Genomic DNA, 22957 nt, shown 5'->3' with positions numbered 1-22957 from the left:
CGCGGGCGGAACGCCCCGTGAGGAAGCCCTTTCGGAGACGGGCACGCGGTCCGGTTATTCGTGCGGGGCCGCCGGCGAACCCTCCCGTACGGGGTCGGCGGGGAGAAGCCGCTCGAGCGGCGCGTAGCCGAGCGCCAGCCGCTTGGTGCCGGCCGGACCGTCGAAGCGGACCGTGATGATCGCGCGCGGACCTTCGCCGTCGACTTCGAGCACGCGGCCCGGGCCAAACGTCTTGTGCCGCACGGCGTCGCCGACCGCGACCTCGGGCAGCGGGCGCTGGTCCTCCGCCGGCCAGTCACCCGTGTCGGCGCGGGGTGTGGCGGCGCGCACGAGGGCCTCCGGCGGGATCTCCGCCAGGAACCGCGACGGGAGGCCCGGCCGCGCGGTCCCGTACGAGGTGCGCTGCCGGGCGTAGGTGAGCAGCAGCCGCCGCTGCGCCCGCGTCATGCCGACGTAGCAGAGCCGCCGTTCCTCGGCCAAGTCGACCTCCTGCTCGAGCGCCCGCAGATGGGGAAAGAGGCCTTCCTCGAGGCCGGCGAGGACGACCACGGGAAACTCCAGGCCCTTCGCGCTGTGGAGCGTCATCAAGGTCACGCGGTCGGGCCGCTCCTCGAGCGTGTCGACGTCGGTTTGCAGGGCGAGGTGCTGGAGAAACACCGCGAGCGCCCCTCCCGGGACGCGCTCCGGATCCCCCGTCAGGGCCTCCACTTCCTGCGCCACGGCGCCCAGTTCTTCGAGGTTCTCGAGCCGCGCATACGCGTCGTCTGTCGCCTCGGCCTCGAGCATGCGCCGGTAGCCCGTGCGGTCGAGCGCGCGGAGGAGAACGTCGCGCGCAGAATGATCCGCGGCGAACGCCTCGAGGTCGGCCACGAGGCCGGCGAGACCGGCGAGCGCGGTGCGCACCGCGGCGCCGAGACCGGCCACCGATTCCACCTGCCGCAACGCCTTCCACAGCGTGACGCCGTGTTCCCGCGCGTACGCGTCGAGCCGCCGGACCGTCGTCTCGCCGATGCCGCGGCGCGGCACGTTGATCACGCGGCGGAGGCTGGCCTCGTCCGCGGGGTTCTGGGCCAGACGCAGATACGCGAGCAGGTCCTTGACCTCGGCCCGTTCGTAGAACCGCACGCCGCCGACGATCTGGTAGGGGATCCCGAGGCGCAGGAACATTTCTTCGAACTGCCGGGACTGCGCGTGGGTCCGGTACAGCACGGCGACGTCGCCGGCCCGGCCGCCCGCGGTCTCGTGGGCGCGGATCTGGTCGCCCACGTACCGGGCCTCCTCGTAGCCGTCGAACGCCTCGTACAGCGTGACGGGGTCGCCCGCGGCGTTGGCCGTCCACAGCGTCTTGGGATGCCGGTGGGGATTGTGGTGGATCACGGCGCTCGCGACCGCCAGAATCCGCTGCGTCGACCGGTAGTTCTGCTCCAGCGCGACCACCCTGGCCTCCGGATAGTCGCGCTCGAAGTCGAGGATGTTCCGGATGTCGGCGCCGCGCCAGCGGTAGATCGCCTGATCGTCGTCGCCGACGACAGAGAGATTGCGGTGGCGGCGCGCGAGCAGGCCGACGAGCAGGTACTGGGCGTGGTTGGTGTCCTGGTACTCGTCCACGAGGATGTGCCGGAACCGGTCCTGGTAGTCGGCGAGCGCGGCCGGCGACTCCTGGAAGAGCCGCACGGTCCGCAGCAGCAGGTCGTCGAAGTCGAGGGCGCGGGCGTCGTCGAGGCGGCGCTGATACGCGGCGTAGACCCGCGCGAGCATCGATTCACGCGCGGTCTCCGCGCGGGCCTCGTAGGCGACGTGGTCGACGAGTTCGTTCTTGGCGCGGCCGATCTCCGCCAGCACCGCGGCCGGGGGGAACCGGCGGTCGTCGAGATCGAGCGCCCGAAGCGTCTCCCGCATCAACGTGCGCTGGTCGTCCTCGTCGTAGATGACGAAGCGGGGATCGACGCCCGCCGCCGCCCCGGAGGTCCGGAGGATGCGGCTGCACGTCGCGTGAAACGTGCCGATCCACAGGGTGCGCGCCACGCGTGGGCCGAGCAGCGCGGTCAGGCGCCCGCGCATCTCGCCGGCGGCTTTGTTCGTGAAGGTCACGGCGAGAATCGCGCCCGGACGGACGCCGCGCTCCCGGACGAGCGACGCGATGCGGGAGGTGAGGACCCGGGTCTTGCCGGAGCCCGCGCCGGCCAGCACGAGCAGCGGGCCGTCGCCGTGGCGCACGGCCTCGAGTTGGGGCGGATTGAGCAGCGTGTCGATGGCCGGGCCTGCGTCGGGCACGGGGACTCCTGGGGACACCGGTGATGGGATGCGGATGCCGGGCGGTGCCGTCCCTATCGTATCACTCCCACTCGATCGTCGCGGGGGGCTTGCTCGTGACGTCGTACACCACGCGGCTGATGCCCGGGACTTCGCCCGTGATGCGGTTGCTCATCGCCTCGAGCAGGTCGGCGGGGAGCCGCGCCCAGTCGGCGGTCATCCCGTCTTCGCTCGTGACCACGCGGATCGCGACCACGTGGCCGTACGTCCGCGCGTCGCCGGCGACGCCCACCGTGTGCACGGGCAGGAGCACGGCGAACGCCTGCCAGACCTCGCGGGTCACGCCGGCGCGCCGCAGCTCTTCGCGGACGATCGCGTCGGCCGCCCGGAGCGTCTCGAGCCGGTCCTCGGTCACCGCGCCGAGCACCCGGATCGCGAGGCCGGGCCCGGGAAACGGATGCCGGCCGACCATCTCGTCGGGCAGGCCCAGCGTCCGGGCGACCACCCGCACCTCGTCTTTGAACAACGTCCGGAACGGCTCGATCAACCGGAACGGCATCACGTCCGGCAGGCCGCCGACGTTGTGATGGGTCTTGATCCGCGCCGCGGTGCGCGTGCCGCTTTCGATGACGTCCGGATACAGGGTGCCCTGGACCAGGAACTCGGGCCGGTCGAGCCGCGAGGCCTCCTCGGCGAACACGGTGATGAACTCCCGGCCGATGAGAATCCGCTTCTGCTCCGGATCGGTCACCGTCCGAAGCCGTTCGAGAAACCGCCGGCGGGCGTCGACATGCACGAGCGGCATGCCGAAGTGATCCCGGAACACCGACACGACGCCCTCGGCTTCACCCTGCCGCAGCAGCCCGTGATCCACGAAGACACACGTCAACCGGTCCCCGATCGCGCGGAACACGAGCGCCGCCGCGGCGGACGAATCGACGCCGCCGCTGAGCGCGCAGATCGCGCGCCCGGCGCCCACCTGCGCGCGGATCTCCTCGGCCGCGCGGTCGACAAACGAGGCCATCTCCCACGACGGCGCGCAGCCGCACACCGTGTAGAGAAAGTTGCGCAGCACGTCCGTGCCCCAGGGCGTGTGCGAGACCTCCGGGTGGAACTGCAGGCCGTACAGCCGCCGGGGACGATGCGCGACCGCGGCGTACGGCGTGTGCTCCGAGTGCGCGAGCGTTTCGAAGCCCTCGGGCAGCCGGGAGACGGTGTCGCCGTGGCTCATCCACCCGATCAACCGCCGCTCGAGGCCGCCGAACAGCGCGTCGGGCGATTCGTCCACGAACAGCCGCGTGCGGCCGTACTCGCGCCGGGCGGCGGGGCCGGTGTGGCCGCCGAGCACGTGCGCCATCAACTGCATCCCGTAGCAGATGCCGAGGATCGGGACGCCCGCGGTGAAGAGCGCCGGATCGCAGTGCGGCGCGCCGGCGTCGTAGACGCTGTTGGGCCCGCCGGACAGGATCAGCCCCTTCGGGCGCAGCGCGAGCAGCTCCGCGAGCGGCGTGTCGTAGGGGAGGATCAGGCTGTAGACGCGGAGCTCGCGGACGCGGCGGGCGATCAGCTGGCTGTACTGCGCGCCGAAGTCCAGGACGACGACCAGGTCGTCCGTGGCCGGCAACTGCGCGCGCGTCACCCGCTCGCGGACCGCGTCGCGTCCCGCCTGCACGGCCGTCACCGCCCCTGCCCCACCCGCTGGGCGATCTGCATCGTCTTCCCCTCCGTGACGAGCGCCGGCGCGATAATCACCTCGGCCTGCTGCATCTGGCGGATTGACCGCGCGCCGCACATGCCCATCGCCGTGCGCAGCGCCTCGATCAGGTTCTGGGACCCGTCGTCCACGCGCGCGGGGCCGTGCAGAATGTCCCGCAGGGTGCCCGCGGTGTGCACCGCGATGCGGGTCCCCCGCGGCAGCGCCGCGTGCGGGGTGGCCATGCCCCAATGGAAGCCGCGGCCCGGCGCTTCCTCGGCGCGCGCGAACAGCGACCCGAGCATCACGGCGTCCGCGCCGCAGGCGATCGACTTCGCGATCTCCCCGCCCACGCTGATCCCGCCGTCGGCGACCACCGGCACGTGCCGGCCGGTGCGGCGCGCGAACTCCGCGCGCGCCGCGGCGACGTCCATGACCGCGGTCGCCTGCGGCACGCCGACGCCGAGGACTTTCCGGCTCGTGCACGCCGCCCCCGGCCCGACGCCGACGAACACCGCGGAGACGCCGGATTCGAACAACTGGAGCGCCGCCTCGTACGACACGCAGTTGCCGGCCATGACCGGAATCTTCGTCTGGGCGACCAGATCCCTGAGCGACAGCGCCCGTCCCCGCTCGCTGCGGTGCTGTTCCGTGATGACGGTGGACTGCACGAGCAGGATCTCGGCGCCGGCCTCCGCGGCCAGCGGCGCGAGGCGGCCCGCGGAGGCCGGCGTCGTCGAGACCACCGGCACCCCGCCGCCGGACCGGATCTCGGAGACCCGCCGGGCGACGAGTTCGTCCTTGATCGGCTCGCGGTACACGTCCTGCATCACGGACACAACGCGATCGGGAGGGGCGTCGGCGAGACGCTCGAGCGCTTCGCGGGGACTGGCGTACCGCGTCTGGACGCCTTCCAGGTTGAGCACGGCCGTCGCCCCGAGCCGCGACAGGGCAATCGCCATCCCGACGTCTACGACGCTGTCCATGGCCGCGGCGATGACGGGCAGGGCAAACGTCCGTCCGGCGACCTGCCACGAGGTGTCGACGTCCTCGGGATCGACCGTCGCCGACGCCGGCACGAGCGCGATCTCCTCGAACCCGTACGTGCGGCGGGCGGCGCGCCCCTTGCCGATAAACTCCATGCCCCGTCCCCTCCTAATGCGGCGTGGACCAGGAGGTCCACGCGGCGATCAACGGCACGATCCGTCGTCTACGCCGCCGCCCCCGCGGAGCGGGGGCGGCGGCGGATCACGCATACACCTCGGGCTTCAACACACAGATGAACGGCAAGTTTCGATAGACTCCGGCGTAGTCGAGGCCGTACCCGACCACGAACTTGTCGGGGATCTCGAAGCCGCGGTAGTCGATCGGCACGTGGCGCCGGCGCCGCGACGTCTTGTCGAGCAGCGCGCAGACGCGGAGGCTGGCCGGGTACCGCGCCTTGAGCGTCTCGAGCAGGTAGTCCATCGTGAAACCCGTGTCGATGATGTCGTCGACGACGACGACGTGCCGTCCCTCGATCGTCTGATCAAGATCCTTGAGGATGCGCACGATGCCGGAGTTCTCCGTGCCCGGCCCGTACGCGCTCGTGGCGATGAAATCAAGCATGCATGGAATCGTCACCTGGCGGAGCAGATCGGAGAGGAAAATCGACGCACCCTTCAGGATGCCGACGAACAGCGGAGTCTTGCCCTCGTAGTCTCTGCTGATCTGCCGGCCGAGGTCCGCGATGCGCTCCGCGAGGTCCTCCTCGCGGATCAGCACCTCGGCGACGTCGTCCAGCAGCCCCACTCGGCGAGGGCCCTCCCGCAGCACCGGGCCGCGGCGGATCCGGCTCCGGGTAATTTCCTGGATTATAGGACGTGCGTTCGACGGTGTCAACCAAACGCGCGCGACATCCGCTATACTCTCAACTGCACGCCCATTAACGATCTCCGGGAGGGATCGATGGGAACACCGATGGATGCGCGCGATCGGCTGGCGGTAGCGCTGGACACGCCATCGCTGCCGGCCGCGGAGGCCCTGGCCGCGAGGCTCGCCGGCGCCGTGCGGTGGTTCAAGATCGGCCCGCCTCTCTTCACCGCGCAAGGACCCGCCGCGGTCACGGCGCTCCGCGCGTACGGCCGGGTTTTCCTCGACCTGAAGTTTCACGACATTCCGTCGACCGTCGCGGCCGGGTGTGCGGCCGCCGCGCGGCTCGGCGCGTCGTTGTGCACCGTGCACGCGCTCGGCGGCCTCGCCATGATGGCCGCGGCGCGGCAGGCCGCGGGTACCTTGGAGCCGCGCATGCGCGTCGTTGCCGTCACCCTGCTGACGAGCGGGGATGCGGTCACGCTCGACGAAATCGGGATCGGCGGCTCGCCGATCGACGAGGTGCACAGACTCGCCCGGCTCGCGCAGCGCGGCGGACTCGACGGCGTCGTCGCCTCCGCCCTCGACGCGGCGGCGATCCGGGAGGCATGCGGCGAGGCCTTTCTTATCGTCTGCCCGGGGATCCGGCCTCGGGGTACTGCGGCGGCCGATCAACGCCGGGTGGTGACGCCCCGTGAGGCCGCGGCCGCGGGCGCCGATCTGCTCGTCGTCGGCAGGCCGATCACGGAAGCGCCCGACCCCCGCGCGGCGGCCGAGGCGATCGTGGACGAAATCGCCTCGGGTGAGGCGGCGGCACCGGCCCGATAGGATTGCCGTCCACGGCCGTGTATACTAGGACCCGGGCATGACCCAACACGGGGGTGCACACGGTATGAGTCGCGGAACGATCAAAACCCTGGTCTTCGTCGTCCTCCTGGCCGCGCTCGCGGCGGACATCTCGGTTGGGTGCGGCCAGGGCTACGTCTACGGGCCCGTGGCGCAGAAGATCGCGACGAACGGCGACAAGGCGTCGTATCTGCTCCAGATCAACGGGGATTCGTACGAGGTGCCCGGCGACTTCTACCAGACGGTCCGCCTCGGCGACACCGTGAAGTACAACGGCAAGACATGGACGATTGTGAAGCGCGCCGGCACGCTGGTCAGCCCGTAGCCGCGCCGCCGCAGGCCCGCAACAGCATCGAACGTCGAGCGGCCCCCCGGGGTTTCCCCCCGGGGGGCCGCTCACTATACCGGACAGCCGAGTTCGGCTAGAAGCTGTAGTCCAACTGCGCCCGGTACAGGTTAAACTGAGAGACGCCGCCCATGCTCAGCGTCCGATACTTGAACGTGATCGACGCCGACGGTGCGAACGAGTAGACAATCCCGGCCTCCCAGTCCTGGGCCTGCTGACCGTTGCTGGCGTTGTTGCCGAAGAACCCGGTGCCGTAGAACCGCCAGGCATCGCTCAGGTTGAAGGAAAATCCGGCCGTCCATCCGTTGGCGTTGCCCGGGTAGATCGCGTCGGCGGCGGCGATGTCGGCTTCCGCCGCCCCGTAGGGCGGATAGAAGTTCTGCCCGTAGTTCAGGTACCCGGTGTCCAGACTGAACTTGTGGCCGACCCCGAGCATCGCGCCGAGGTCCCAATGGATGTTGACCTGCCACCCGTTGTCGGTCGTGTTGAAGACCGAGTCGGTCCACTGGGCCCACTCGCCGTCGAAATGAATCCCGGGGAACGCGTCCCACATGACGTACACGCCCCACCCGTTGCCAAGCGCCGGACAGTCGATGCCGTTGCCGCCCCATCCGGCCGCGGCCATTGCCACCGCGTTGGCGCCGATGTTCGTGACGCAGTGGTAGGAACTGCTCGAGACCACCCCGGTGTTCCCCGGGTTGAACGAGCCGCCGCCGGGACCGTACAGATGCCATTGCGCGACGTTGCCGAACCCCTGGGGACCCGGATTGTTGTTCGCGGGCGTGATCGTGTTGCCCACGTAGTTCGCCCCGAGCCGCAGGCCGGGGAAGATCTGGATGTTCGCGTCGACGCCGTAGGCGTCTTCACCGAAGAGGTACGAGCCGCCGCTGAGCGGAGAGAGCGGTGACCCGGTGCCGCCCATGACCCGGAGGACGGTACCCGTGATCATCAGGTCGGCCACGCTGGCGGCATGCCACTGGACCCACAGGCCGTCCGCAACGTTGATGCCGCTGTCGAACGACGAGTCTTCCCAGGTATCGCCGCCGGTGTTCATGATCAGCCCGAAGGGCCCGAACTGGACCGGATAGGTCACGCCGAGGTCGCCGCCCATCCGGCCGACCCGGATCTCGAGCGGCCAGCCCCACGCGTTCTTCCACTGGAAGAACGCGTCATCGACGGTGCCGAACGCGCCGTTGCCGAAGCCGGCGCCGGTGGCGCTGCTGTTGAAGATCTCGTAGCCGGCGCCGGAGTTGATCAGCGCGAGGTTGAAGTGCACGTCCGGGGACACGGCGGCGTCGAAGGCCAGCTTGAAGAGTTCCCGCGGCCGGTTCACCGTCGCCACGTTGCTGGCGGAGGTCGTGGAGGTTCTCAGGTTCCCGTTCACGCCGGGTGACGCGGCCGTCGAGCCGACGCCGGTGCCGCCCTGGGTATCCTGTGCCACGTCCTCCCGCAACCGCAACTTCCCGGTGATCCGGACGTTGTCCAGCTTGGCTTTGATCGCGTTGAGCTCTTCCTCAATCGCCGTCACGCGAACACCCAGCGCCGCCAGTTCGGCCCGGAACTCGTTGATGAGCCGCTGAAGTGCGTCGAGGTCCGCCTTGGTCACCTGCGGGCCGGCCGGAGCGGGGATCTGAATGCTCTCGATCCGGGCCAGCAGCCGTGCGACAACCATGGCCATTTCGTACCGCGTCATCGCCCGATCGCCCTTGAAGGTTCCGTCGGGGTAGCCCTCGACGAGACCCTTCGCCGCGAGCTCAGCGATCGCGTCGTACGCCCAGTGGTTCGTGGGCACGTCCGCGAACGGCTGCGCAAACGCGGGTGCGACCAAGGCAAACACGAGCGCGGCCGCAAGTGCTACGGCAGTCTGTCTCATGCTGCCCATTCCCCCTTGCTGCTGCGATGTCGGGTCTGGGCAGAGGCGTGAGGCTCGAGTGACCGTGTTTTCTCGCGCCTGTCGTCCTCTACCACGGCCCGCGTGTCCACCCCATCCCGGCACTCGCCCTCTGGTACCGCCCCCTCCTCTCCGGGCGAGAGATCATGCGGCCGCTGGCCGCTGGGATATGGGTGACAACTCAAGAGCAATGGCTAAAGCAAGACGAGAACCAACGCACAGGCGGCTTCCGCCCTAAGGGCGCGGCTCCCCCCGTCACATCCATATCGGTCTACGACAGCCCCACCGTATCTCCTCTAGAATTTTGAAGGGCACCTTCATATTACCCCCTCATGATAGCGAACTGGTGTTCGATTTCGCGGGAGCCTCGCCTCCGGCGGCGCCGGCCCGGGCGAGATACTGCTCTGCGATCACCACGGCCGCGTAGTCATCGTACGGCTCGGGCGGCACCTGAAACGACAGCGGCACCAGGCGCCGCCACCCGCGCGGCGGATGCTCAGTGAAGTAGCGCCGCCTGGCGGAGAGCGTGGTTTCCCGCTCTTCCGCGATCACGACGGCGGGGATGCGGGGCGACGCCGCGAGGCCGGCCAGCGCGGCCATCACCTGCCGTGATCCGGTGCCGCCGCCCACGACGATCACATCGGTCCGATGCTCGGCCGTCCACCGCGCGACCAGACTCGGGAGCTCCGCGGGCGGGACGATGGCTCTGGCGACAACGTGGCCGGGGACGCAGATCACGACCCCGCACTTGTCCCGTCCCGGGTCGATGCCGAGTACGGTCACCGGACCCCCCCTTCCTTCACCGGAACGTCACGGTGAGCGGACCGACGGTGTAGGTGTCGAGAAGCGCGACCGCCCTCACAGTCGTCGGCGCCCCTGCGGCCTTGACGCGGTCGACCGTTTCGAGTACCACGGCCGGATCCAGGCGGACATCGACCGGGCCGCCGGTCAGGGCGAACGGGGGCGCAACGACGCCGTCCCGCTTCGCGGCCGCGGCACAGGTGGCCGCAAGGTCGAGCAGGGCCGATTCGATCTGCTGCCGCGGGCGGCGGCCGTCGACCGACGCGGATGCGACCGTCTGGCCCTCCTTGAAGACCAGGACGTCGGGAAAGACGAGGATGGTCGCGTGGACCGGGAGGCCGCGCACCGTGTTCTCGCTCGCGATCATGCGGACGACCATGCGCTGGGCCCGCTCCGCGATGTCCCGCGACACGATGTCCACGGTGAGCCCGGGCGGTGAAATGACGATCGTGGCTCCGTCCGGCCCGGGGGCCGCCCCGCGCTGCCGCGCGGCCTGTGAGGCGAGGTCGACAAAGGTCTGCACGCGGAGGCGGGTGGCGGCGAGCGAATCCCGGCCGTCAATGACGGTCCGCAGCACTTCCTGGTCGTTCTGATAGATGATGTCACGAACCTGCAGCGCCCGCAGCTCGCGCTGCTGGGCGGCGATCTGCGCTTCGAGCTGCCGGGTCTGCTGCTGCACTTCCTGCAGGTGGAACAGGGCCTGACGGGCGTCCTGGCTGACCAGCAGGACCACGGCGAGGGTCACGACCGTAATCGTCATGCCGGTGAGCACGGTGATGATCTGCGCCGTGTACCGCGGCCGCACCCCAAACAGCGTCAGCCGCTTCCGTCCGATGGCGCGGCCCACGAGATTGCCGATGAAGGCCACGAGGCCGCTCACCAGGATGAGGACCGGGATCAGGATCGTCGCGACGCTCATGGGACCCGGCCCGCGGCGCGCCGGGTCCGAAGCCGGCCGAGCAGGCGCAGATAATTGGCGACTTCCCGGGCGTCCAGTTTGCTGCGGCCGCCGGCCCGCTCCGTAAAGACGTAGGGCACCTCGACGACGGCGGCCCGCGGATGCAGGACGAGGAGCTCGAGCAGGATCTTGTATCCGAGACCCGAGGGCGGCGGGTCCTCAAAGAGCGGCCTGCGCGCGGCGAAGAACCCGGACATCGGGTCCGCGGCCCGCACGCCGAGAAGAACGCGGGCCATCCAGGTGGCGCCCCGGCTCATCACCCGCCGCCGCCAGGGCCACCGCCTGACTCCGCCTCCGGCGACGTACCGGGATCCCACGGCAATGTCGGCCCCGGCGGCCAGCGCATGCAACAGCGCCGGCACCACCGCGGGTGGATGCGAGAGGTCGCTGTCCATCACCACGATGAGGTGCCCCCGCGCCCGGCGGACGCCTTCGAGCACCGCCGACGCCAGTCCGCTCTTCCCGGGCCGGGTGAGGATGATGATCGGAAGAACGCCGTGGAGTTCGGCGGCCACCCCAGCGGCAACCTGCCCCGTGCCGTCCGGCGAGGAGTCGTCGATCACAAGCACCTCGCAGGTTCCCGGCGTCCCGCCGCAGGCCGTGGCCAGGGCGCGCAGGAGCGCGGGGAGCGTCTCACGCTCGTTGTAGGTCGGCACGACGACCGTTGCGCCCGGCTCGGTCACGCCTACGAGCCGCTCCGGCACGCCGGCCCCGCGGGTTTCACCTCGAGAACGTAGGGTCCGTACCCATCGACCGGCTCGAGGCCCGGCGGCAGCCCGGCGACGCCGGCCAGGTCGTCGCGGCGCGCGACGAGGAACGCGCGCCCGGGCGCGCACAGATCCCGCCGGAGGGCCGCCGGATCGCCCGCCTGCTCGACGAGATGGCGCGAGTAGAACACCAGCGCGGCGGGGGCCTCGACCATGTACGCGACCACCCGATCGCCGGGACGCAGCCGCGGGCGCAGCGCGGCCGCGAGGGGCTTGATGGGCTTCTGCGTCTCGACCGCCGGCAGCGTGCCGGTGTAGAGGATGCCGAGGAACACCGCCGTCGTCGCCGGCAGCGACAGGAACGCCGCGGTGTACCGGCGCAGACGGAACAGCACCGTCGTCACGCCGGTGCCGAGCACGAGTGCACCGACCGGTGCGAGCAGGAAATCGCGGACGGCCGCGAATTCGCGCGGATACCGCGCGGTCGCGAACGTGGCCGCGGCCACGACGAGCAGCACCACTACGCCGATCTGCAGCGCGAACGACGTCGCGAGCGTCCGCCCGAGCCGGCCCGCCCCCTCGAAGAGAAACTCTTCCCACAGCCGGCCGACGGCGATGGCCGCCACCGGAAACGCCGGCAGGACGTCGGCCGGCACGCCTTCGCCGACGGCGACCGCCAGCAGCAGCACGAGCCCGCCCCACAGGAGACAGAGGAGACTGCCGTCCTGCCACCGCCGGAGATAATGGTAGGCGGCGGCGCCCGGCAGAAACGCGGTCCACGGCACGGCGCCGATCGCCAGGACGCCGATCCCGGTGACGAAGGCGGCGGCGTGGGCCGCCGGCGGGGCCGCGAGCCGGGACGCCGCGTGGCCCCACACCGCGGCGCGCAGGAACGCGCCGCCGGACCGGCCGGCCTCGACCGCGTACCACGGCGCGGCGACCGCCAGAAAGACCGCCGCGGCCGCCGGCCACGGGACCTCGCGCAGGCGGCCGAAGCCGCGCCGGTAGGCGAGGAACAACACGAAGACGAGAATCGGCACCGCGGCGGTGCCGGGGCCGCGCGTCAGCACCCCGAGGGCCATGAACAGTCCCGCCAGCACGTACTCGCGGCGGCGGTGATCGCGGTAGCCGCGATACCCGGCCCACAGGGCCAGCAGCATCCACGTCACGGCCGCCGTATCGAGCACCGCCAGCCGGGAGGTGACCGCATACGCCAGGGTGGTGGCAAGGATGAGGGCGCTGAGCAGACCGGTCCTCGGGCCGAACCATTCGCGGCCGAGCCCGAACGTGGCGGCCACACCGAGGACCCCGAACGCGGCCCCCCACACGCGGGCGGACCATTCCGAAAACCCCAGGAGCGCCCCCGATCCCGCCTGCAGCCACAGCCACAGCGGCGCCGGACCGAGCCACGGCGCGCCGTTCAGGTGCGGGGTCAGCAGGTGGCCGGAGACGAGAAGTTCACGGCCGGCCTCGGTGTAGCGCGGCTCGTCCACGTCCCAGAAGCTGCCGGCGCCGAGCCGAAAGACAAACAGGACCGCCGCGAAGGAGAGGACCAGGGCGAGCAGGAGGCGCTCACGCCTCAATGGGCCGCCCGCGCGAGGAGGATGGCGCCGGCGGCGCCGACCAGCAGGTCCGGCAGCCACGCGGCGAGGATGGGCGACAGCGCGTGTCCGTCCGCGGCCAGCTGGGCCGGAATCGCGACCAGGTAGTATCCGACGAGAATCCCGATGCTCATCCCGAAGCCCATGCTCGGACCGGACCGGTGGGGTCTGAGACTGAGCGGGACCGCCAGCAGGGCAAAGGCCACGCAGCTCACCGCGGTCGCGACCTTGGTGTTGAGCTCCCCGACGAATGGGCGGACGCTTGTGCCGCTGCGGCGGTATCGGGCGATCTCCCGCGCGAGCTCCCGCAGGCTCATGTCCGACGGTTGTTTCGGCGGCAGCACGAAATCCTGCGGGGCGCGCGGCACGGTCACCTGCAGCGTGTCGAACGTCGTGGACACCATCTGGCCCGCCGACAGCACGTAGACGTGGCCGGTGCGAAATGTCCACTGCGTCCCCTGCTGATAGATCGCCCGGTCCGCGTCAATCACTTCCAACGGCTGCCGCGGCGTCAGGTACACCACCGTGACGGTCTCGAGGGTGCGGGACCGCGGATCGTACCGGTGCGCGCTGTACAGGGCGTTCCCCTGCGGGATCGGCGCCTGGAAGAACACGTTCTCGATCGGGTGCAGCTCCGGCCCGTGCGCCATGACGTCGCCCATCACCGCGCGGTACTGATCCTCGCTGAGGCTCACCACGCCTTCGTTGAAGACGAGCACGCCGGCGGCGACGACGACGCCCGCCGCGACGATCGGCACGGCGATCCGGCGGAGGCTCACGCCGGACACCCGCAGCGCGGCGAGCTCGTTGTGGTCCGCGAGGCGCCCCATCCCCCACACCGTCGCCAGCAACACCCCCATCGGGGCGCTGAAGGCGATGAAGTACGGAATCTTATAGGCCATGAGCACCAGCGCGACGCGGATCGCGATCCCCTGGCCGATGATGAGACGCGCCAGGTAGAACAGATGGTTCATGACGAGCAGAACCGAGAAGAGGCCGAGCGCATACCCGAACGACGAGCCGACTTCGATCACCAGGAGCCGGTCCAGCAGCGTCACAACCGGAAGGCCTCGCCGAGGTAGACCTGGCGCGCTTCGGGGCTTTCGAGGATCCGCTCGGGCGTGCCGCTCGCGACGAGACGCCCGGCGTGAATGATCGCCGCGCGATCGGTGATCTGGAGGGTCTCGCGGACGTTGTGGTCGGTGATGATGACCCCGAGCCCACGGTCCCGGAGGTAGCGGACGATGCGCTGCAGATCCTGAATCGAAATGGGGTCGATGCCGGTGAACGGCTCGTCGAGCAGGAGAAACGAGGGATCGAGCGCGAGCGCCCGCGCGATCTCGACGCGGCGGCGCTCGCCGCCCGACAGCGTCCAGGCGGGCTGCCGCGCCAGGTCCGTGAGATGAAACTCGTCGAGCAACTCGCCGGCCCGCCGCTCCCGCACTACCCGGGAGGGCTCCCGCTGCTCGAGAACCAGCAGCACGTTTTCCGCCACCGTCAGGCGCCGGAAGACCGACGGGTCCTGGGCGAGATAGCCGACGCCGGCGCGGATGCGCGCGTCGACCGGTTCCTCGGTCACCGGAACGCCGCCGATCCACACCCGCCCGGCGTCCGGACGCACCAGGCCGACGATCATGTAGAACGTCGTCGTCTTGCCGGCCCCGTTGGGGCCGAGCAGCCCCACGATCTCGCCGCCGCGCGCCGACAGCGAGACGTGATCCACGACGTTGCGGCCGTTATAGCGCTTGACGAGATCGTCCGCGCGCAGGGTCCCCTCCTGCGGGAAAGGCACGCCGGCCCGCTCGACGGCGACGGCGCGGCTCACGGCGAGGACGTGGCGGGATACGCGACAATCTTGGGATGCCCGTCGGCCACCGCCGTGTTGTCGCGCAGGCGCACGGTGATGCGCTCGGCCTCCATGCGGTCCCGGTTCCGTGTGACGACCGCGTGGCCCAGCAGCACGACCGTGTCCGCGGCGCCGGAGTAGGTGGCGCGGTCGGCGGTGGCGTGCATGTGCGTGGCCGGGCGGTCGAGCGCCACGTGGCCCGTCGCCTCGCCGTTCCGGGCCGCGAGCTCGCCTTCGATGTGATCGGCTTCGAGCCGGTCGCCGCCGTGGACGGCGACCGCGCGCCCGTCCGCCGATCCGTGCTGGGCCGTGCGATCGTAGACGATCCGGCCGCCGCGCAGCTCCTCGTCGCCCCGCACGACGACGGCGTCGCCCGCCGCGTCGACCCGCCGGAGGTCCGGGCGGTCGTCCGCGACGAGGTGCGCGGCCGTGACGGTCGCCCAGACGCCCTTGTCGAGGAACCGCCCGTGCACGTGGCCGTCGGCGAGGATGTGACGGCTGCCCAAGTCGGCCGTCAGCGCATCGGCCTCGAGGCCCATCGTGGGCCCCGCGATGGTGCCGTGGCGCGGCAGCACGGCCTCGCGCCGGGCACCGTTGTAGCGGATCTCGGGGGCTTCGAGCCGCTCGTCGCCGCGCGTCACGACGACCCGCGTGCCGATGAACGTGTACTCGCCGGTCGCCGCGTCGTACTCGATCGTATCGGCGCCCGCGACGTCGACGGGCAGCGGACTGGGAGGTTGCGCCGAGGCGGCGACCGGCCGCCCGAAGAGCGGCACCACGGCGACGGCAACCAGGATCGCCACCGGCCACGCGAGGGTCACGCGGCGGGCGCGGGCGACAGGAATTGTCATGACCCCGGGCCCGCGCGTCACCGCAGGGTCATGTGGACGTTGCCGAAAAACCGCGTCTGGCCGAGCGCGAGGTCCGAGACCATGCTGTCCGCGTACATGATGACGCGCTCCTGAACGACGCGGACGTGCCCGCGGCCCTCGACCTGGCGGACCGTCGGCGAATAATACACGGTATCCGCGAACAGTTCGCGGCCGCTGCTCGTCACCCCGTGCACCTCGCCGGTGACCGTGATCTCGCGCGTTCGCGTATCGTACGCGCCGTGCGCACCCGTGACGCGCATGTGCGTCCCATCGGCGTTGAAGAAGGTCGCGCGCACCTGCGAGAGGGCGACCGTCCGCTGGGATTGGCCGAGCACCATGTCGTCGGCGAGAATCTGCCAGCGCATGTGGCCCTGACCGTCTGTGCCCACGAGGTTCCCGAGCTTGATCTCGCCGGACGTGACCCCGGTCGTCGAGCGGGCCGGCGTCCCGGCCTGGGGCGGCGCCGGTCCATCCCCGCCCGGCGACGGTGCGCCAACTCCGCCCCCCGCGGGCGCCGCGGCGGAAGGGACGGCGGGCAGTTTGGGCGGGCCGGTGTCGTCGCCGCGGCCGCGGGGCACGGCGCTCCACACGAGGGCCAGGACGAGTACGGCCGGGACCGCCCACAGCGCGAGGCGCCGGAGATTGCCGAGCCAGACGTTGCTCATGACAGACTCCCTCGGTTCACTGCCTTATCCTATCGTGGCCGTCGCCCGACTGTCCAGCGCGGCCAGCACCTCGCGCGCGGCGCGCGCGACCGCGCCGGGGGGGCCGAGGCGGCGGCGCACTTCGGCGAGATCGGCCCGCGCCCGCGCCGCGTTCGCGGGATCGAGCAGCCGCTCCACCTCCTGCGCGATCCGGGGCCCGGTGACCGCGTCCTGTAAGAGTTCGGGCACCGCCGGCCGGCCGAGCACGATGCTCGGGATCGAGAACCCCGTGCGCTCGAGCTCGGCGGTGACGACGAACCGCCGCGCGATCCAGGCGGTGAGCGCGGACACCCGGTAGACGACGACGGTGGGGACGCCGGCGCAGGCGGCCTCGACCGCGGCCGTACCCGAGGCGACCACCGCAACGGCGGCCGGCGCCATCGTCTCGACGGCGCGTCCGTCCGCAACGCGCACCGGCACGCCGGAGGCCGCGATGCGGCCGGTCACCACCGATTCGAGATGCGGGGACGCGAGCGGGAGGACGAAGCGCGCGGCCCGGGACGCGGCGAGGCGGCGCGCGGCGTCGAGCATCGGCGGCAGCAAGGCGCGAACTTCCTGAAGGCGGCTGCCGGGCAGGAGGGCGACCACCGGCGCCGGCCCCCGCGCAAGGCGCGGGGCAGGGCCGGCGTCGCCGTCCGGCGAGCCTCGGTCCGCGTGAGCGGGCGGCGCCTCGTCAACCGCGGGGTGCCCGACGTAGACGACGTCCGCCCCGGCGCGCCGGTACGCGTCGGCCTCGAACGGCAGAATGGCGAGGAGACGAACGGCCGCCTCCGCCATGCGCGCCGCCGAGCGGGTGCGGCGGCCGTAGGTCTGCGGCGGGACATAGTACACGACCCGTACCTTGTGCCCGAACCGCGCGGCGAGCTCGCGGTTCATGCCGGGAAAATCGACGAGCAGCAGCAGATCGGGGCGCTCGCGCTCGATGAGCCGGACGAGACGCGCGTAGCGCAGGGCAAAGACGGGGAGACGGACGTATGCCTCGGCATAGCCGATGACTCCCCAGGCCGTCGTGTCCAGGAGAACTCGGGCGCCGGCGGCCGCCATCCGGCCGCCGCCGGCGCCCACGATCTCCAGCCCCGGCCGCTCCCCCCGCAACGCCTCGATGAGCCGCGCGGCCTGATGGTCGCCCGACACTTCGCCGGCGACGACAAAGATGCGCCGGCGGCGGTCCCCCGCGGCCACGGGTCAGCCCCGCGCGGGGGGCACGGCCACGAGCGCGATCCCGGCGTCGTCGGCCTGGGCGATCAGCCGGTCGCGCTCGAGCAGCAGCGTGCGCTGCGCCTCCACCGCGAGCACGGCGCCGCGCGCGGCGGCGAGCGCCGCGGCGGTGTGCGGCCCCACGGCGGGCAGATCGTAGCGGGGATCCTGGCGCGGCCGTCCCACTTTGACCACGACCGCGCCCGGCGTGTGCCGGCCCGCGCGGGCGATCATCGCGTCGGTGCCCTCCGCGGCCTCGACGGCGATGACCATCCCGCGCCGCACCGCGACGGCCTGCCCGATGTCGAGCGCCGCCACCGCGGCGGCGATCCGCATCCCGAACGCGATGTCGGCCTCCTCCGCCGAGGACGGCGCGCGCCGGCCGAGCACGCCCGGGGCGGCGACCAGGTGCGGTGTGTAGCGCGCCTGCGGGGCGACGACGAACCCCGCGTCTTCGAGGGCCCGCACCAGCGCGGCGAGAATGCTCGCGTCGCCGAAATCGGTGAGCCGGCTGGCCACCAGCATGCCGAGCTCGTCGAGCGACACGCTCCCGGCCGCGGCGAGCTTGTCGACCTTGCCGGCCAGCACGACTTCGCGGACGCCGTGCGCCCGCAACGTCGCCACCATCGCGCCGAGCCGCCCGAGCCCGACGGTCTCGTAGTCGTCCGCGATGGTGCGAAGGCGCGGATCGGCGTCAAACACGTTGACGCAGACGACGCGGCGGCCCTCGCGATGCGCGCCCTCGGCGATTTCCACCGGCAGCACGCCGCGGCCCGCGATCATGCCGATGGGGCCGCCCGTCACCGCCGGATGCCCGTGCCGCGTTCCCGGCTCGCCCGGAGGAACTCGACGAGGCGGCGGATCTCGGGGAGCGCCGCGCACTCGACCTCGATCTTCTCGATCGCGCGGGACAGGTCGAGTCCCGACCGCACGAGCAGGCGGTGCGCCCGGCGCAGTTCCGCCTGGGCCGCCTCCGAGACGCCGGCCCGCTCGAGGCCGATCCGGTTGACCGCCACGGTGCGGTAGGGGTTGCCGTTGACCAGCATGTACGGCGGCACGTCCTTGTCGATGCGCGTAAAGCCGCCCACCATCGCAAGCGTGCCGATGTGGGCGAATTGAATGACGCCCGCCATGCCGCCGATGTTCGCGAAGTCTTCCACGACCACGTGACCGGCGAGCTGGCAGGCGTTCGTGATGATCACGCCGCGGCCGATGCGGCAATTGTGTCCTGCGTGGCTGTACGCCAGGATCTGGGTATCGTCGCCGACCGTGCTGGCCGCGCCTTCCCCCGTCGCCCGGCTGATCGAGACATACTCGCGCACGATCACCCGGTCGCCGATCCGAAGATAACTCCGTTCGCCCAGGAAGTGACGGTCCTGCGGGGGTCCGCCGAGGACGGCGCCGGAGAAGACGCGACAGTCCCGGCCGAGGCTGGTCCACTCTTCCACCACCACGTGCGGCCCGATCCACGTGCCCGGCCCGATCGTCACGTGCTCGGCGATCACGGTGTAGGGACCGACCCGCACGCCCCGGCCGAGCGCGGCCCCCGGCGCGATGATCGCCGTCGGGTGGACGGCCGGGGGCGCCTCGACCTCCCGCGGCCCGGCGCGGCGCGCCGGCTCAGCGTCCGGCACGCGGCGCCTCCTCGCTGAGGGGCCGAAGCGAGCCGGCGGCGCCGGCGCTGCGGTCGAGCGGAGCCATCGAATACGTGAACACCCCTTCGGCGACGACCACCCCGTCCACGCGGGCCGTGGCCTGCATCTGGCCGATTCGCGCCCGGGCGCGCAAGACGACGACTTCGGTAATCAACTGGTCTCCGGGACGCACGGGCCGGCGGAAGCGGCAGCGCTCGATCGCGGCGAAGTAGGCGATGTAGCCTTCGCTCCCGGGCAGGAACGACGCCAGGACGCCCCCCACCTGCGCCATCGATTCGGCGACCAGCACGCCGGGCATGATCGGATGACCGGGGAAATGGCCCTGAAAGAACGGCTCGTTGGCCGAGACGTTCTTGAGGCCCACGATGCGCCGGCCGAACTCGATCTCGAGAATCCGGTCCACGAGCAGCAACGGATAGCGGTGGGGAATCCGCGCCATGATGGCCTCGACGTCCATCGCACCCCGACGGGGCCGCTCATCCCCCACCCTCATCCCTCCTCGGCGCGGAGCGCCCGCACCAAGGCGACGTGCAGCCGGTGCCCCGCGCGCACCGCGATTACCGCGGCCGCAAGATCCGCGCCCAGCAGGCAGAGGTCGCCCAGCAGGTCGAGCACCTTGTGCCGCGCCGGCTCGTTCCCAAACCGGGGCGCGTTGAGAAACCCGGTCCCCCCGATCGCCAGCGTGTTCTCGAGCGAGGCGCCGAGCGCGAGCCCGCCCGCGCGCAGGGCCGCCGCGTCGCGTTCGTATCCCCACGTTCGCGCCGGCGCGATGGTCTCCTCGTAATCGTCGCCCAGGGCATCGAACGTGGCCGCCTGATCGCCCGCCGCCGGCGCCCGAAGGGTCACGACGCAAGCGAGCGAGAGACTCGGCGCGGGCAGCGCGACGACCCACGCGTTCCCGTCGCCGGCCCAGACCGGCGCCCGCGGCCGGATCGTGCGACGGGGCGCCTGCTGCGGGCGCAGTCCCGCCTCCCTCAGCGCGCGGACGAACGGCAGCGCGCTGCCGTCCATGCCGGGGACCTCGGGGCCGTCGACGTCCACGACGAGGTTGTCGACGCCCACCCCGCGGGCGGCGGACAGCAGGTGCTCGACGGTCCGGACGCCGCCGTCGCCGCCGACGGCCACGCACGCGGTCGTTCCCGTAACCCGATCCACGACGGCCGGAATCGCGTCCCCGCCGCGGTCGGTCCGCCGGAACAGGATCCCGCCGCCGGCCTCGCCGGGACGCAAGACCATCCCGACGGACACGCCGGTATGCAGGCCGACGCCGTGCAGGCGCACGGGCGACGCGATCGTGTGCTGCACCTCGCCCACGCGCCTACCGTCCTTCCAGCCGGTCGATCCGCCGCCGGAGATCGGCCAGTTCCCGCAGCGCGGCGGGCAGCCGCTGCGCCGCCGCCCCCACGCGGTGATGCTGCATCCTCGGACGCGCGGGACGCCCGGCGACGATCGTGCGCGGCGGGACGTCGCGCGTCACGGCCGAATCGCCCAGCACCACGGCGTCGTCCCCGATCGTGAGGTGGTCCGCGACGCCACTCATGCCCCCGATGAGCACCCGATGGCCGATCCGCACGCTGCCCGCGATGAAGCAGCCGGCCGCCATCGCGACGTCCTCGCCGATCTCCACGTTGTGTCCGATGTGCACGTAGTTGTCGAGCTTCGTGCCGCGCCCGATGCGCGTGACCCCGAGCGTCGCGCGGTCCACCGCGGAATTGGCGCCGATCTCGACGTCGTCCCCGAGCTCGACCGAGCCGACCTGCGGAATCGGCACGTGGCGCCGCGCGGCATCCTGCGCGTACCCGAACCCGTCGCTGCCGATCACGGTGCCCGACTGGATCACCACCCGGGCGCCGAGCATGCAGCCGTGCCGGACCGTCGCGCGGACGTGCAGGACGGAGTCCGAGCCGATGCGCACGCCGTCCTCGATGACCGAGTGCGCGTGGACCTGGACACGGTCGCCGAGGACGGTGTCGGGCCCGACGACGACGAACGGCCCGAGGAAGACGCCGGCGCCGAGCCGGACCCGCTCGCCGAGCACGCACGTCGCGTGCACGCCCGGGGGCGGCCCCATCGGCGGCGTGAGCGCCGCGAGCGCGCGCGCGAGGGCCAGGCGGAGATCGCGCACCCGGATGGCCGGCCCGTCCGTTGCGGGCGCGTCGTCGCGGACGATGACGGCGGCGGCACGGCCGACGACGGCGGGGAGGAGCGCCGGGTCCGCCACGACCACCACCGCGTCCCCGCCCGGCTCCGACGGTGGGGCGACGCGCGCCACCTCGACGTCGGGGTCGCCGCTCAGAGAGCCGCCGACATGCCGGGCAAGATCCGCGAGGCGCATGCGTCGCGGTCCCCTACTTGAGCTGATCGATGACCTGCTGCGTGATGTCCCGTCCGCCGTGCAGGGCCGGGCCTTTGACGATCACGACGCGCAGGCCGTCCTGCCGCGCGATCCGCCCGGCCACCTGATAGATCTCGAGATTGAGCTGGCCCTCGAGATCCCGCCGCATCTGGCCGAGTTCGGTGAGCAGGCGGGCGCGGCGGGCCGACAGCTCCGCCCGGCTGACCTGCGGCGCGAGCGCGTCGAGCTCGGCGGCCATCTGCTTCTCCCGATCGTCCAGCTGCCGCTGGTACTGCAGCGCCTTGACGCTTTCGTTCAACACGCGCTGGCTGTCCACGACGCCGATCGTGCTCCCGCATCCGCTCGCGAGCACCACGGCGCCGAGGATGAGCAGCGCCCCCCGAAGGCCCATGCCCGGCCGCCCCCTCACTTCTTGATGCGCGCGATCAGATCGTCCGTCGCGTCCGGGGCGTCCGGCGCGTCGACCGCCCGCGTGAGGACGAGGTCCCAACCCTTCGCCTGGGCCAGGGCGGCCGACTCGACGCGGAGATCCGCCAGGATGGTGGCCATGAGCCGGACGCGCTCGGCCCGCGCCTCCGAGATCTGCGCCTGCAGCGAGGTCACGCGGACCTGCAGGGTCCCCTCCGCCCGCGTCTGCGCCGCGACCATCTGCGAGCGGGCGCCCGCGATGAGCGCCTGCTGGCGCGCGCGGAGGTCGGCCTGCATGCGGGTGTTCAGTTCGGTGGTGAGCCGCGTCCGCTTCGCCGACAGATCCGTGTTCAGCCGCGCGCTGATTTCGGCGGCCTTCTTGTTCACGAGGTCTTGCCCCTGCGCGCTCAGCTGCGCCTGCAGCGCCTTGATCTGCTGCGTGTACGCGTCCTGCTGCTGCTTCTGGAACGCGGCGAGTGCGTCTGCATTGGCCTTGTCGTGCGCGGCGATCTTGTCGTCGCGCTCCTTCGTCATCGCCCGGATCTGTTGTGCCACGCTGTCCGCGTCTTTCTTGTCGGTCGGTTGGACGGCGTCAAGCTTCAGGTGCAGATTGAGGAGCGGCAGCCGGTATTGCTCGAACGTCTGCTGCTGGAATTGCGCGTCGTCCTGCTGCAGCGCCTGCGATTTGTCCAGGACGGCCTTTTGGATCGCCGCCTGGATCTGCGTCTGCTGCGCGTCGAACTGAACCTGCTGGTCGGACCGGACCTTGGCGGCGTAGGCGTCGAGTTCGCGGCGTGCCGCGGCCTCGGCGCCGGACGCGTCCGCGGCCATGCGCCGGCGGAACTCGGGCGTGAGCTGCGTCGACTCCCGCTGCGCCGCGGCGCGCAACTGCGGGCTCAGATCGATCGACTGCGGCGCCAGAAGGCTCGCCGACGCTTCCACCGCGGAGAGCTGCCCGACGAGATCCTGGAT

General features: G+C 71.7%; 23 protein-coding genes. 2 read left to right on the top strand and 21 right to left on the bottom strand.

Features of this window, described 5'->3' with window-relative positions; translation table 11 throughout:
• Nucleotides 1-54: 54 nt before the first annotated feature.
• From VGZ23_17590 to hpt, 4 genes are all read right to left on the bottom strand, one after another.
• Nucleotides 55-2274, bottom strand: a complete 2220-nt coding sequence (locus VGZ23_17590) for a UvrD-helicase domain-containing protein (GenBank protein ID HEV2359406.1) — start codon at nt 2272-2274, stop codon at nt 55-57.
• A gap of 61 nt (nt 2275-2335) precedes the next feature.
• Nucleotides 2336-3892 carry a glutamine-hydrolyzing GMP synthase gene (gene guaA, locus VGZ23_17585; GenBank protein HEV2359405.1) on the bottom strand — a complete coding sequence of 519 codons (1557 nt, stop codon included), beginning with the start codon at nt 3890-3892 and terminating at the stop codon, nt 2336-2338.
• A gap of 38 nt (nt 3893-3930) precedes the next feature.
• Complete coding sequence (locus tag VGZ23_17580) at nt 3931-5088, bottom strand: GuaB3 family IMP dehydrogenase-related protein (GenBank protein HEV2359404.1); 1158 nt, start codon at nt 5086-5088, stop codon at nt 3931-3933.
• 106 nt (nt 5089-5194) lie between these two features.
• The gene (hpt, locus tag VGZ23_17575) at nt 5195-5731 is read right to left on the bottom strand and encodes a hypoxanthine phosphoribosyltransferase (GenBank protein ID HEV2359403.1); all 537 of its coding nucleotides are present in this window, start codon (nt 5729-5731) and stop codon (nt 5195-5197) included.
• A 162-nt stretch (nt 5732-5893) separates the two neighbouring features.
• On the opposite strand from hpt, the gene pyrF reads away from it, so the two are divergent.
• Together pyrF and VGZ23_17565 are read left to right on the top strand one after the other, a co-directional pair.
• Nucleotides 5894-6625: an orotidine-5'-phosphate decarboxylase gene (gene pyrF / locus VGZ23_17570; protein HEV2359402.1), complete on the top strand. Its 732-nt coding sequence runs from the start codon at nt 5894-5896 to the stop codon at nt 6623-6625.
• A gap of 64 nt (nt 6626-6689) precedes the next feature.
• Nucleotides 6690-6968 (top strand): hypothetical protein, encoded by a 279-nt coding sequence (locus tag VGZ23_17565; protein ID HEV2359401.1) that lies wholly within the window; start codon nt 6690-6692, stop codon nt 6966-6968.
• Between the two features lie 97 nt (nt 6969-7065).
• Here VGZ23_17565 and VGZ23_17560 read toward each other — a convergent pair whose 3' ends face one another.
• The 17 genes from VGZ23_17560 to VGZ23_17480 form a co-directional block, all read right to left on the bottom strand.
• Nucleotides 7066-8862, bottom strand: a complete 1797-nt coding sequence (locus VGZ23_17560; GenBank protein ID HEV2359400.1) for an S-layer homology domain-containing protein — start codon at nt 8860-8862, stop codon at nt 7066-7068.
• 348 nt (nt 8863-9210) lie between these two features.
• Nucleotides 9211-9663, bottom strand: coding sequence for a pre-16S rRNA-processing nuclease YqgF (locus VGZ23_17555; GenBank protein HEV2359399.1), 453 nt, complete (start codon nt 9661-9663; stop codon nt 9211-9213).
• A gap of 16 nt (nt 9664-9679) precedes the next feature.
• Nucleotides 9680-10600, bottom strand: coding sequence for a DUF3084 domain-containing protein (locus VGZ23_17550; protein ID HEV2359398.1), 921 nt, complete (start codon nt 10598-10600; stop codon nt 9680-9682).
• Nucleotides 10597-11322, bottom strand: coding sequence for a polyprenol monophosphomannose synthase (locus VGZ23_17545; protein ID HEV2359397.1), 726 nt, complete (start codon nt 11320-11322; stop codon nt 10597-10599). Before VGZ23_17545 ends, VGZ23_17550 begins: the two co-directional genes overlap by 4 nt.
• Nucleotides 11323-11324: 2 nt before the next feature.
• A complete protein-coding gene (locus VGZ23_17540; protein ID HEV2359396.1) occupies nt 11325-12929 on the bottom strand; it encodes a glycosyltransferase family 39 protein in 1605 nt (534 codons plus the stop codon).
• Complete coding sequence (locus tag VGZ23_17535) at nt 12926-14005, bottom strand: LptF/LptG family permease (GenBank protein ID HEV2359395.1); 1080 nt, start codon at nt 14003-14005, stop codon at nt 12926-12928. Before VGZ23_17535 ends, VGZ23_17540 begins: the two co-directional genes overlap by 4 nt.
• Nucleotides 14002-14739, bottom strand: a complete 738-nt coding sequence (gene lptB, locus VGZ23_17530) for an LPS export ABC transporter ATP-binding protein (GenBank protein ID HEV2359394.1) — start codon at nt 14737-14739, stop codon at nt 14002-14004. Before lptB ends, VGZ23_17535 begins: the two co-directional genes overlap by 4 nt.
• A 29-nt stretch (nt 14740-14768) precedes the next feature.
• The gene (locus VGZ23_17525; protein ID HEV2359393.1) at nt 14769-15644 is read right to left on the bottom strand and encodes an LptA/OstA family protein; all 876 of its coding nucleotides are present in this window, start codon (nt 15642-15644) and stop codon (nt 14769-14771) included.
• Between the two features lie 17 nt (nt 15645-15661).
• Nucleotides 15662-16330, bottom strand: a complete 669-nt coding sequence (gene lptC / locus VGZ23_17520; GenBank protein ID HEV2359392.1) for an LPS export ABC transporter periplasmic protein LptC — start codon at nt 16328-16330, stop codon at nt 15662-15664.
• A 24-nt stretch (nt 16331-16354) separates the two neighbouring features.
• Nucleotides 16355-17551: a lipid-A-disaccharide synthase gene (gene lpxB, locus VGZ23_17515; protein HEV2359391.1), complete on the bottom strand. Its 1197-nt coding sequence runs from the start codon at nt 17549-17551 to the stop codon at nt 16355-16357.
• Between the two features lie 3 nt (nt 17552-17554).
• Nucleotides 17555-18370, bottom strand: a complete 816-nt coding sequence (gene lpxI / locus VGZ23_17510) for a UDP-2,3-diacylglucosamine diphosphatase LpxI (protein ID HEV2359390.1) — start codon at nt 18368-18370, stop codon at nt 17555-17557.
• On the bottom strand, nt 18367-19200 hold the full coding sequence (gene lpxA, locus VGZ23_17505) for an acyl-ACP--UDP-N-acetylglucosamine O-acyltransferase (GenBank protein ID HEV2359389.1): 834 nt from the start codon (nt 19198-19200) through the stop codon (nt 18367-18369). Before lpxA ends, lpxI begins: the two co-directional genes overlap by 4 nt.
• The gene (fabZ, locus tag VGZ23_17500) at nt 19187-19714 is read right to left on the bottom strand and encodes a 3-hydroxyacyl-ACP dehydratase FabZ (protein HEV2359388.1); all 528 of its coding nucleotides are present in this window, start codon (nt 19712-19714) and stop codon (nt 19187-19189) included. Before fabZ ends, lpxA begins: the two co-directional genes overlap by 14 nt.
• Nucleotides 19711-20535 (bottom strand): UDP-3-O-acyl-N-acetylglucosamine deacetylase, encoded by an 825-nt coding sequence (gene lpxC, locus VGZ23_17495; protein ID HEV2359387.1) that lies wholly within the window; start codon nt 20533-20535, stop codon nt 19711-19713. The genes fabZ and lpxC overlap by 4 nt, the downstream gene beginning before the upstream one ends.
• Nucleotides 20536-20539: 4 nt before the next feature.
• Nucleotides 20540-21556, bottom strand: a complete 1017-nt coding sequence (gene lpxD / locus VGZ23_17490; GenBank protein HEV2359386.1) for a UDP-3-O-(3-hydroxymyristoyl)glucosamine N-acyltransferase — start codon at nt 21554-21556, stop codon at nt 20540-20542.
• A 13-nt stretch (nt 21557-21569) separates the two neighbouring features.
• Entirely contained in the window at nt 21570-21968 is a 399-nt protein-coding gene (locus VGZ23_17485) for an OmpH family outer membrane protein (GenBank protein HEV2359385.1), read from the bottom strand.
• Between the two features lie 14 nt (nt 21969-21982).
• On the bottom strand, nt 21983-22957 hold a 975-nt coding region (locus VGZ23_17480; GenBank protein ID HEV2359384.1), incomplete at its 5' end, for a hypothetical protein.

Source organism: bacterium, from assembly GCA_035945995.1.
GTDB lineage: Bacteria > Sysuimicrobiota > Sysuimicrobiia > Sysuimicrobiales > Segetimicrobiaceae > DASSJF01.
Note: the sequence above shows the minus strand (reverse complement) of the source record. Positions and strands in the feature narration are given on the sequence as shown.